The 12208-nt window shown below is 46.1% G+C and carries 7 protein-coding genes; 2 read left to right on the top strand and 5 right to left on the bottom strand.

What is annotated here, in order from left to right; genetic code table 11:
- Positions 1-143 precede the first annotated feature (143 nt).
- From AB5542_RS15760 to AB5542_RS15750, 3 genes are all read right to left on the bottom strand, one after another.
- On the bottom strand, positions 144-554 hold the full coding sequence (locus AB5542_RS15760; RefSeq protein ID WP_027199839.1) for an ATP-binding protein: 411 nt from the start codon (positions 552-554) through the stop codon (positions 144-146).
- A gap of 11 nt (positions 555-565) precedes the next feature.
- Positions 566-910 (bottom strand): DRTGG domain-containing protein, encoded by a 345-nt coding sequence (locus tag AB5542_RS15755; protein WP_027199838.1) that lies wholly within the window; start codon positions 908-910, stop codon positions 566-568.
- A gap of 81 nt (positions 911-991) precedes the next feature.
- Positions 992-3991: a hypothetical protein gene (locus tag AB5542_RS15750; RefSeq protein WP_340279279.1), complete on the bottom strand. Its 3000-nt coding sequence runs from the start codon at positions 3989-3991 to the stop codon at positions 992-994.
- A gap of 256 nt (positions 3992-4247) precedes the next feature.
- Here AB5542_RS15750 and ligA point away from each other — a divergent pair, with 256 nt between their 5' ends.
- The gene (ligA, locus tag AB5542_RS15745) at positions 4248-6752 is read left to right on the top strand and encodes an NAD-dependent DNA ligase LigA (protein ID WP_034501680.1); all 2505 of its coding nucleotides are present in this window, start codon (positions 4248-4250) and stop codon (positions 6750-6752) included.
- Positions 6753-6876: 124 nt separating this feature from the next.
- Positions 6877-9381 (top strand): ATP-dependent Clp protease ATP-binding subunit, encoded by a 2505-nt coding sequence (locus AB5542_RS15740; RefSeq protein ID WP_027199835.1) that lies wholly within the window; start codon positions 6877-6879, stop codon positions 9379-9381.
- 78 nt (positions 9382-9459) lie between these two features.
- On the opposite strand, the gene AB5542_RS15735 is transcribed toward AB5542_RS15740, so the two are convergent.
- Both AB5542_RS15735 and AB5542_RS15730 read right to left on the bottom strand, forming a co-directional pair.
- A complete protein-coding gene (locus tag AB5542_RS15735) occupies positions 9460-11451 on the bottom strand; it encodes a hypothetical protein (RefSeq protein WP_368243194.1) in 1992 nt (663 codons plus the stop codon).
- Positions 11452-11507: 56 nt separating this feature from the next.
- A complete protein-coding gene (locus tag AB5542_RS15730; RefSeq protein ID WP_027199833.1) occupies positions 11508-12029 on the bottom strand; it encodes a GNAT family N-acetyltransferase in 522 nt (173 codons plus the stop codon).
- Positions 12030-12208 lie beyond the last annotated feature (179 nt).

The following is a 12208-nucleotide window of genomic DNA, read 5'->3' as shown; positions in this document are numbered from 1 at the left end:
GATTTTAATCACCCAATCATCGAATCGGCAATCACGGAATCTTTTTCATTCTAAACTTCTTTTATCTTTCAGTTTTTGTCTTTTAACTTGTAGAGCCGAAGGCTCAATTTGTAACCTGTAACTTTTTTAACTGCCGCGTGCAGTTAAAAAAAAGTAGTCATCGTGACTTTTGTTCCCTCGTTTACTTTGGATTCGATGGTTAGTTTATCACAGTTTTTCTGCATATTCGGGAGACCCATTCCTGCTCCGAATCCCATTTCCCGGACTTCGGGGGAGGCGGTGGAATATCCTTCCTGCATGGCTAGGTCTATATCCGGTATTCCGGGACCCCGGTCGCTGATGACGACGGTGATAACAGTGGGATCAATTGACACTTGCATGGTTCCTTCGTAGGCGTGAGCAACCACGTTTACCTCTGCTTCATAGAGGGCAACCACGATTCGTTTTAGAACGGCAGGGTTGACGTTAAGTTGTTTTAGTATCTTTTTTACCTCGCTTGAGGCAGTACCGGCACGTGAAAAGTTTCCTCCTTCGATGTTGTAGTTGAATTCCATAATGCTTGTTTTTAATAAATGGGCTCTAGCCCTGCTTCGTACAGAAGTCCGCAGACTTTGAACATGCTCTGCTTGCTTTGTAAGATAGCGATGTTACACTCTTTGGCTAATTCTACCATATCGGGGGAGGCTTGTTTTCCTCGAACAAATAGAATGAAACTGATGTCAGACATTTCTGCCGTGCGAATCACCTGTAAGTTGGCTAGTCCCGTGATGAGAATCATCTCGCTGGTGTCTAACCGGAGGACGTCGCTCATCAAATCGGCAGCGAAAGCATGACGGATGACTTTGTCGAGATGGCCGTTTTCGTGAATCACCCGGGCATTTGATAACGCAGCAATTTCCTTTAGAGTCATAAGTTTGTTTTTTGATTGCTCCTAAGATAATCAAAAAAAATCGGATTCTCAAAGTTTGGGAATCCGAATATTTTGAATCTATCAAATGGTGAAGGCCACCGAGAAGAGCATATCGACAAACATGGAGTTGCTTTTTGTTTCGTATCCGGTTCTGAAACCGATGTTTACGGGGAACGGGAGACGGAAGAAATGGGTGTCGGCCGAAATTTCCACGCCATAGGAGTGATAGGTTTTGTTCCAATAGCGATTTTTCTCCCAACCGGTATCAAAGAAGGGTTCTGCTGTGAACCGTTTCATGTAGACAAGCGGTCCGATGTGGGCATCCGGGTACCAGAACGGCAAGGCGTAAGATATTTTCAACGTTGATAGGTTGTACCCGTAGAGAGAGGCTCCCCGGGGAGAGTAAATCTGGTTCCCGTAGTAGTTGGTTGTTTTATCCGATTTCAGTTGATGACCGAAGTAGAGCGTCCAAGAATGATGTTTCCAGAATCCGGGAAGATACAAACGTCCTTCTGCCCATTTCGTATCACCGTAGTCCAATCCGTCGAATGGCGTGTGGGCATATCCTATTTCTAGGCGTTGTCCCCAGCGGGGATAGATGTCCCGTTGACTTGTACGGGTTTGGTTGTTGAGGACAAGCCCGTAGCGCATGATCTGGAGTTTTACATCATCCGGGTTTGCGAGTGCGGAGTTATACGGTTTGTTGGAGGGGAGGCTGGTCCATCGATTGTGGTCCAACAGGTAAGAACGCCTCTGTGTTATCGAATGTATGGCTTGAATTTCATATTTCACGTAAGGGATGATATAACGAGAATAGTTTTTCCGGGAAATGTTAAACGGAAATTGTACGGTGGCTGTTCCTTTCGTGCGTTGTGATTTATAAATGGTACGAATCGTGTCGATTTCTTGGGTTTGAACGATTTTTATCGCGTAATCTTGCATGAAATCGTCATTGCGTCCGCTCTTGAATTCCAGTTGCAGGGTGGGCCAGAATCCTTTGTAGATGGCTTTTACCTGCCAGTTGCCGTGTTCGTAACCTTTTCCTCTCACGAATCCCGCGGTCAGGAACAGGGTGCTTAGTTTGTTTTGCGAGCTGACCGCTAATCCGAAATCGATGTCCACGTCTTCGGCATCCGGAAAGATGGGACCCCAGCTATGGAAGTTGAATAGGTGGGTTGTTTTGTTGTATTTCCGACTGGCATAGGTGGAGTCGGCGGTTAGTTCGAATTGCCAGTTTTCTTGTCGTGTCACGCTGTCGGCGATACGGAAGGTCTGGGGATTAATAATTTTGTTTTCTAGTTGGCTTATGGCAATTTTACCCGGTTTATACCCGTCGGAAGTATAGAACGAGAATAAAAGTGAATCCTTGTTCGGGGAAACGATCGGGTAGCGCAGGCCGAATTTGGAGTTAAGTATGTTTGCACCGAATTCTTGCGGTTGGGTTTGCCGGTAGAACGAGTTGTTGGCATCGAAAGCTCCCCGGTATATAATCTGGTCGTTCACGGTAACCGGATTGTCAATCTCGTAAGGGGTGAACGCGGTGATCGGGGTACGTTTGCCCGTGTGAATATCGATGGATTCGAGGTGTTTGCCTTTCGAAGATACCACCACGGTGACGATATTGTTTTTCCCGTCATAGGAGGGATGCACGAATAACTCGTCTCCAGAGCCTTTTACCCGGAATATTTCTTTTTGGAACGTGTTGTCAAGGATCACGATGGAGGCATTGTCTTCTTTGTCAACTTCCACGAAACCCCAGTTCCCATTTACGGCAAAGGGTGCGTACCCGTTCTGCCGGGTGGGATAGCGGTGATATTTTTTATGGCGTAGGTCATAGCTGGCGAGAACCATTTTGCCCCCGTGTTCCCAGCGGGGATGGTATTTGTACTCGGACCACACGAGTGTTTCGTTTTGGTAGGCAAATTTATAATCATACAGGATTCCCGTTCGGGTGATGATCTCGTCCTTGTCCGGGTGTAGGATGACCAAGGCTCCTTCTTGAGCCAATCCTTCCTTGTAGGCAATGATTTGTCCGGTTGGGGTGGCTGTCGGGTAATGGTAGTTCGTGTATATCTTGTTTGCGGTCGTGATGGTATCGAATGAGTGGGGTACTTGGTCGGACTCTTGTTTCCATATTTGTTGGAGTTCGCTGAAGTTATCCCGGTAGAGCGTGCGTTTGGCATCACAATGGGTGTTGGCTTGTTTCACGCTGTCAGGATTGACGAAAAGGGACTGGAAATGACGGGATGACCAGATGGAGTCTCGTTTTTCGTTCATCGTGAGTTTGAGGCTGCGGGCAAAAGGCGTGATCCCGTAAGGACGTTTTCCAACCCGGGAGAGGGCATCTTGCCAGATGTCGGGACCGTAGTGAACACGGCTGTTCCCGACCATGTAATAACCAAGGGCGTAGTGGTTGGGAACAAAATCCTTGTAGGAGCCGAGGACGGCCTTGTAGTAGGTGTAAATCCCTTTTTCCGTGACCTGGGCTTTCATTTCATTGAGAAATTCGGGTGAACGTCCCCGTCCGCTTTTCCCGACAGAGGTTTCGAATACGGTGGCATCCCCTTCGAGGAACCACATGGGTACATATACCCCGATGACAGCCATCGTGATTTGCTCCCCGAAGATGTAATATAATGCTTTGGTGAAACCTTGGTTCACCTTGTCGTATTGTACAATGTGACGAAATTCATGAATACATAGGTGTTCCAGCCAAGCGTCGCTGACATCCTGCGGGGGAGCCGTGTAGAGTTCACTCTTTTTGGGAGCCCAGCCCGCGTTCCCGTTTGATACGCCACCATTAGCCCGTACGATCATGGACATTCTTTTGGGTTTGATGCCGAGGGTATTGGCGTGGGCGTATAGTTTCTCGTAAATATTTGCCAGATATTGTGCGTTATCCTCGAAGAAATCAGGGTAGATGATCTGGAAGTTATCCGTTTTGATTTGTCGCCAGCGGGTACTGCACGGGTCTTGCCCGAGATCGACAAATTGGGCTTTACCGGGAGTGACAAGTGTGAATATAAGTAATATGCCTATTGTCAGGGAATTTAAGAAAAACGAGGTATGTTTGTGTCTCATGTGTAGCAGCTTGTAGTTTATTTTTTTATAAAATTATTCCGCTAAAATAATTATTTTTTCCCACAATCTCCATCAAGAACGATTATCTTTGTACACGATGAGAGTATTAGAAAAGTTTACGATAAGAATAACGACCTCCCCTGTTCCCTCCTTGCACGGGAGGGAAAACCGCTTGGTAATTAGCGTTCCTCTTGTGTAAAGAGGAGTGGAGGGGAGGAGACGGAAAGTTGAAAAAACTTGTAACTTGAAACTGTTTATGGATAGAATTGTTGAGTTGAGAAAGTTGTTGGAGTATTACAACTACCTGTATTATGTGAAGAATGAGCCGGTAATTACCGATCAGAAGTTTGATGAGTTAATGCATGAGCTGGAACGCTTGGAGGCGGAGCATCCGGAAATGTTTGATCCGAATTCACCGACGCAGCGGGTGGGGAATGATACGACGAATGAGTTTGTGCAGGTGGCGCATAAATATGGCATGATGTCATTGGCGAACACGTATAGCGAACAGGAAATCCGGGATTTTGATGAACGGGTGCGAAAAGGTATCGGGGGAGATGACGTGGAGTATGTCTGCGAGTTAAAGTATGACGGGACGTCTATCAGCCTGCGCTATGAAGATGGGAATTTGCAGGTGGCGGTGACGAGGGGTGATGGCGTGAAGGGGGACGATGTGACAACTAATGTACGAACCATTCGAACGGTTCCATTGCATATGCTGGGGGAGGATTATCCCGCGGAGTTCGAGATTCGGGGGGAGATTTTAATGCCTTTTGCCGTGTTCAATCGATTGAACGAGGAACGGCTGGAGGCGGGCGAGGCTTTATTTGCCAACCCGCGGAATGCGGCAGCGGGTACGTTGAAGTTACAGAATTCTTCCATTGTTGCCAAGCGGCAGTTGGATTGTTATTTATATTACGTGCCGGGAGAAATCACGCTGACCCCGACACATTACGGGAATTTAATGAAAGCGAGGGAATGGGGGTTTAATATTCCCCCGTATATCGGATTATGTCACAATATAGACGAGATTCTTGATTTTATTCACAAATGGGATGTGGAACGGAAGAATCTCCCGGTGCCGATTGACGGGATTGTGATTAAGGTGAACAGTATCAGGCAGCAGTTGCAGTTGGGATACACGGCGAAATCTCCCCGGTGGGCGGTGGCCTACAAGTTCAAGGCGGAGCGGGTGGAGACCCGGTTACTTAGCGTGGATTACCAGGTGGGACGTACCGGTTCGATTACCCCGGTGGCTAATCTGGAACCCGTTCATATTGCGGGGACTACCGTGAAACGGGCCTCTCTGCATAATGAAGATATTATCCGGGAACTGGATTTGCACCTACACGATATGGTGTACGTGGAGAAAGGGGGAGAGATTATCCCGAAGATTGTGGGGGTGGACGTGGAAAAGAGAGTGGCAGATGCCCCGGTAATCGAGTTTATTACGCATTGTCCGGAATGTGGTACTCCGTTGATTCGTAATGAAGGAGAGGCAAATCATTATTGCCCGAATGAGGATCACTGTCCCCCGCAGATAGCTGGGAAACTGGAACATTTCGTGAGCCGGAAGGCAATGGATATAGAGGGAATGGGGGGTGAAACCATTGATTTATTGCTGACGAAAGGGTTTATTCGGGATGTTGCGGATATTTATACTCTGCCGTCCCGTCGGGAGGAGTTGATCGGGTTGGAAAAGATTCTTTACCCGGAGAGTTACGTGATGACCAGTATTCCGTTGGGGAAAGTGATTTATGCTTTTGAGATCGGGATGAAGAATATGTCTGCCAAAAATGCGGATGTTTTGGCAGAACATTTCGGTAGTCTGACGAAATTGGCCGGGGTCTCGAAAGAGGAGTTGATGGCTGTCGGAAACCTGCAATTCCCCGGTGACCGGGAAAAGAATATCAATAAAATGCTGGAGTATTTCCGAATGCCATTTAATGAACCGCTGGAGCGTTTAAAGCAGGCCGGAGAAGTGGATATGCTGCCGTTGGATGTGGTGATTTATGCGTTGGATATACCCGGGATTGATTTTCATAAGGCTGAATTACTGTCTGTTAAGTTCGACTATGTTTATCGTCTTTACACGGCGACACTGGATGAGATTGCGGAGACTGACGAAATGTCACGTGAGGATGCCGAGCGAGTGTATCGTTTTTTACAGGGAAAAGAAAAGTTTATCCGGAAAATGAATACCTTGAGCGTGTATCGTTTACAGGAAAAGTCGGTGGATAATCTTATCGCCGGAATCGAGAAATCGAAACAACGGAATTTGCCGGAATTCATTAATGCTCTGGGGATTCGCTATATCGGGGAGACTGCATCGAGGAATCTGGCCCGTCATTTTAAGGACATCCGGAAGTTGATGGACGCAACGTTTGAACAGTTGACGGAGGTCGAGGATATTGGGGATCAGATGGCCGGTAGCGTTCTCCGTTATTTCGAAAGAACGGAGAACCGGGAGATGATGGAACGCTTTTTGCAATATGGTATTAGCGGGACAATACAGGGGGAAGAGGGTGAATCCGATCAATTGGCCGGCACAACCTTCGTGATCACGGGAACTCTTTCGTTGCCACGTGAGCATTTTAAGGCAATGATCTTGAAAGCTGGGGGAAAAGTCAGTGATTCAGTGTCTAATAAGACGACTTATCTTTTGGCGGGGGAGAATGCCGGGAGTAAATTGCAAAAAGCGCAGAAGTTAAATGTAACTATTTTGACCGAAAAAGAGTTTAATACATTAATGGGTTCATAAAGATTGGTATATTTTATACGTTGTAAATGCTTGTGGGCTTATTTTGAATATTAAAGTATATAGTTTATCTTTACGATAAATAAAAAAGTAACAAGTAAAGCCGTGGAAGGGCGGCATTGAAAATATGGGAAAAGAAGATACGAGACGACTAAAACAGATCATGACTTCGGCAGGAGAGGAAGCAAAGCGACTGGGGAATTCTAAAATTTATCCAGAGCATTTGTTTTTGGGATTGTTGAAGTTGAGAAGTGGAAGGGCGATTGATATATTGATGTCTTTAGGGCTGGATTTTTACGAGGTGAAAGATAAGATAGAACAACGCCTGGAGGGGAAACGTTATAAATCCGATAAAGTGGAAAGTCTTGACTTTACATTAGCGGCGAATAGCGTGTTGAAACGTGTGTCCGACGAGGCGTGGGATCTGGGGGATGATGAACTGGACTCGGAACACGTGATGTTGGCAATATTGAGGAATCAAGCGGGCTTTGTGACGAAGTTATTTAAAACAATGAATATAGATTACGACATCTTTAAAGAGGCCGTGCTAAAAGAGAAGATGCGGATGCAATCCGAATTTAATGACGAGGGGGATGATCCGGAGGACGGAGACGATGAATCTTCCATGTATAATCCTTATCGTCAGGGAGGTCCTGTTTCTTCCAAATCCGATACTCCCGTACTGGATAATTTCGGGAATGACATCACGAAAGCCGCAGAAGAGGGGGCTTTGGACCCGATCGTGGGACGTGACCGAGAGATCGAACGTCTGGCACAGATCCTAAGCCGTCGTAAGAAGAATAACCCGGTGTTGATTGGTGATCCGGGGGTGGGTAAATCGGCTATTGCCGAGGGGCTTGCTCTGCGTATCGTTCAGAAGAAGGTATCACGGGTTCTGTTTGACAAGCGAGTGATTTCGCTGGATATAGCTTCTATCGTGGCAGGTACGAAGTACCGGGGCCAATTCGAGGAACGTATGAAAGCGATTCTTGCCGAGCTGGCGAAGAACCGGAATATTATTTTGTTTATTGATGAGATTCACACGATTGTCGGGGCCGGAGGTTCCGGGGGTAATCTGGATGCGGCCAATATGTTGAAACCGGCGTTGGCTCGTGGAGAAATTCAATGTATCGGGGCGACGACGCTGGACGAGTATCGCCAGAATATAGAGAAGGACGGTGCTTTGGAACGTCGTTTTCAGAAGGTGCTGGTGGAACCGACCTCGTTTGACGAGACGGTGGAGATTCTGAATAATATAAAATCTCGTTACGAGGATCATCATAACGTGCGTTACACGGACGAGGCGATCAAGGCCTGCGTGAAATTAACTACCCGTTATATCTCCGACCGGGCTTTGCCGGATAAGGCAATAGATGCCTTGGATGAGGCTGGATCGAGAGTGCATATTTCCAATATAAACGTACCGCCGATTATCGAACAGTTGGAGAAGGATGTGGAGAAGGTGAAGGAAAAGAAGAAGGAGGCCGTGAAACAACAGAATTTCGAGGTGGCAGCCGCTTTCCGGGATAAGGAACGGCAGTTGTTGAAACAATTGGAAGAAGAGAAAATAAATTGGGAACGGGATTTGCAGGAAAACCGGGTGACCGTGACCGAGGAGCATATTGCCGAGGTGGTGGCCATGATGACCGGGGTTCCGGTGAAACGTATTGCCAAGACCGAGGGGATGAAGTTGTTGCAGATGCATGATGAATTGAGCGAAAGTGTTGTCGGACAGAAGGAGGCGATCGAGAAAATCGTGAAAGCCATACACAGGAATCGTGCCGGGCTGAAAGATCCGAATCGTCCAATCGGTTCATTTATTTTCTTGGGTCCGACAGGTGTCGGAAAGACACAGTTAGCCAAGGTGCTGGCCCGTTACTTGTTTGATACCGAGGATGCGTTAATCCGAATTGACATGAGTGAATACATGGAAAAATTCGCCGTGTCCCGACTGGTAGGAGCGCCTCCTGGGTACGTGGGATACGAGGAAGGCGGGCAGTTGACCGAGAAAGTACGTCGTAAACCGTATTCTGTCGTGTTGCTGGATGAGATCGAAAAGGCTCATCCGGATGTGTTCAACATTCTGTTGCAGTTGTTGGACGACGGGCAGTTGACTGATAGTCTGGGGCGAAAAGTGGATTTCAAGAACACGATCGTGATCATGACTTCTAATATCGGTAGCCGTCAGTTGAAGGATTTCGGCCGGGGAATCGGTTTTGGTTCCCAGAATATGGAAGGAAATAGCGAGTATGCCAGAGGGGTTGTTCAGAAAGCGTTGAAAAATGCCTTCTCGCCGGAGTTCTTGAATCGTATTGACGATATTATCATGTTTAATCCTTTGACCAAAGAGGATATTTACAAGATTATTGACATCGAGTTGAAGAGTCTGTTCAAGCGGGTGAACGATCTCGGTTTGGTGATCACGATCTCGAAGGAGGCGAAAGATTTTATTATAGAGAAAGGATATGACCCGCAGTATGGGGCTCGTCCGCTAAAACGAGCTATTCAGAAATACCTGGAGGATGAATTAGCCGAGGTGATTATTAAAGGTATTGCGGAGGGAACGGAACTGGATGTCGGTTATGATAAGGAGAATGATAAATTGATTATTACCGAGAAAGAAAACAAATAAACGTGAAATAGTTTTATAAGTAAATAGCCGATTGCAACTTTTAGTACAATCGGCTATTTACTTATAAAGTAAGAAGATTTATTTTTTAATTACTTTCTGTAAAGCATGAAGCATGGGTTCCACGCTGAGGTCGTTGCCCGTGGCTTGGATCATCCATTCGTTGGGAGTAAGACGGCCCAGACGGTAAATGCGGTCAACTTCTTGTGCGAAATTCTTACCGTTAAGATAGTCTTCCAGCTGGAATTCGATGATTTGACCGAAGGCATAAGCTGACAGGTACAGCGGGTAGCTGATCATGTGGGAATAGATTGCTAGAACCGTTTCGTCTTTTTTTCCGAAGACAGGGGCATAGTATTTATTCCATATTTCTTTTGATAAGTTGATCGTGGCTTCTTTTAACTGTTCGGCTGTCGCATTCGGGTTTGCGTACAACCATTCCCAGATGGAGATGTCGAGCATAGAGACTCCCATAATTTCGTACAGGCTCCAGAATTTATCAAGAATGTCCATCTTGTCTTTTTCCGGGTCATTATTTTCGATGCCCAGTAATTGTAGATCCCGTTTTTGGAACACGAAGGCAAGTGCCTCCGTGAAAGCCGTGTTCGGAACTCCGGCCATCATGAAATTGTCTACATTGTACATGGAAATAGTTTGTTCCACGTTGTGACCGAATTCATGGACGGCAATGTTGTATCCCTTGTAATTCATACCTTCTGCCGGGATTCGAGTGCGGAGGTGTGATTGTTGGCCTTTCATGGCGGCTCCCCATGCATGTCCTGAACCTCTGGCGGCATCCACGGCTATTTTGTCACAAATTTCGTTTGCTCTCTCGGGGGTGAAACCCAGATGCGTGAGCAGGGAGGGAAGCCCTGCTTTAAAGGCCTCTGCATTTGGGTAAAGTTTTTGTATCTGGGAGTCCAGTTTGGTTTCGTCCAGATTGCTGCGGGGTTTGAATCCGTCGTACCAGATATCATAAGCTTCTAGCTTGCGGCCCAGGCGTTTGGAGATGATCTTACCGACTTCTTTCAGTTCCGGAGAAGTGAGGAATTGGGTGAAAAGAGCTTTTACGTCTTCTACCGACACTTCCATTTCTCCCGAAAACTTCCTTGCAATGAAATTTTTGCCGGCATAAGGGTCGATGGCTTTCATAGCGTGGAAGTTATTTAACATGCGTTGATAACGTTCTGTTGCCTCCGGGGTGCCCGTTGCGGTTTGTTCGTTTTGGGTGAGCGTGTTGGAGTAAGGATTCCAGTCGTAAGCTCCGGAATTGATGACTTGCACGGGGATCTCCTGCGAGATAATCCGTTTCATGACCTCATAAACGGTACGTTGCTTGTCCAAACCTTCTTTCCCTTTGTTGTAGTTGGCCTTGATTTCGTCTCTTAAATTCCAATGAGTAAGCAAAATTTTATCTTCGGGGAAAAGCTTTTGTCCTTTGGCGTTTAGCACGTGGCCCATATAAATGTTGTAACTTGAAATATACACGTCTGCATCACTTTCCGCTTTCACACCAGCTTGGATTAGTTCTGCCGGAACCCGTTGGGTAAACACGTCACCGAGGCGAGCATAGGCCCAAGCCATACGGTCGTTACCTAGTTTTTCTTTTTCCTGTAAAGGTACTTCCGGGAAATTGAGGGCAATGATAAAGCCGATTTTATTGTTGTAAAAATCATTAATCAAATGAGAGCCGGGACTGTGAACACCGAACATGGGATCTATGTCGTGAAGAGGGCCGTTGTCCTGATGCAAGTTTAATTGAAGTTGGAGCGTGATTTCGTTAAAATGTCCCCATAAAGCCTCGAAGTAATGACTTACCTTTTGGAATACCTGTTGTTTTTGTTCCGGGTCGGTGATATAGTTTTTCACGCAAAATTCTTGGAATTCGGAGTCGGCGCCATCTTGTGGTTGCCAAAGGTGGGCAACTTGTCGTACTCCGGTTTCGATGGCGGTTGTGTTAGTAACTCCTTTTGCCTGAATGTTGGTAATGGTGGCTTGAATTGTTTTCTCAGGGATAGCAGCTTTTGTTAAGAATCCCGAGAATAGGCATACTAGTAATAACGAGTGTTTCATAACCGTTTAAATTTATAAATTTAAGGGGCTGTAGTTTTACAGCCCCTCGATTTGGTTTATTGATTTAGTAGTTGGAAATATACAATGTCTTCCCAGCCATTTCCCCGGCGGAGCCAGTTTTTCCGGTATCCGGTCTGTACAAAACCGAGTTTCTCGAAAAGTTTGCGGCTACCAATGTTTCCGCTGGGGACGCTACTGTAAATCTGGTTTAGTCCCAGTGTTTCGAAACAATAGTCGATCATCAGACGGATAGCGGCTGTTGCGAACCCCTGTTTTTGGTTTTCAGTATTGTGGATCATGATTCCGATACCGGCACGTTGATGATATGGATCGAAATCATAGAGATCAACTAATCCAATCCGGGCATTTGTATCCACTCTTTCAATCATCAAGCGAAGTTGCTTGGTGGTATATATATCCAGATGACAAGTTTCGATGTATTTCTTTAACGTGAACAGGGAGAAGGGGGTAAGCGTGTCACTGACTTCCCATAAATCCATATCATTTTCCCATTGATACAGACATTCTAAGTCTTCAGGTTCTAAAGCTCTTAAGCGAATGATGTCATCGTTTATCATAGTTGCTGTTTTATAATTTTTTTGAATAAGTAGTATTATTTGTCGCTTTCAAATATAACACTTTTTGGTATTAGTTGGTGTTAACACGGTGAAAAAAATAGGTAGGAAGATAAATCTTGCGACTTTTAAAACTATCTTTGTCGGGAAAGATAAACAGGTATCATCATAGAGCAATATTC

The sequence above is a fragment of the Butyricimonas sp. RTP31003st1_G1_RTP31003_210430 genome, from assembly GCF_040920905.1.
Classification (GTDB): Bacteria; Bacteroidota; Bacteroidia; order Bacteroidales; family Marinifilaceae; genus Butyricimonas; species Butyricimonas paravirosa.
This window is presented reverse-complemented; position numbering and strand designations above follow the sequence as displayed.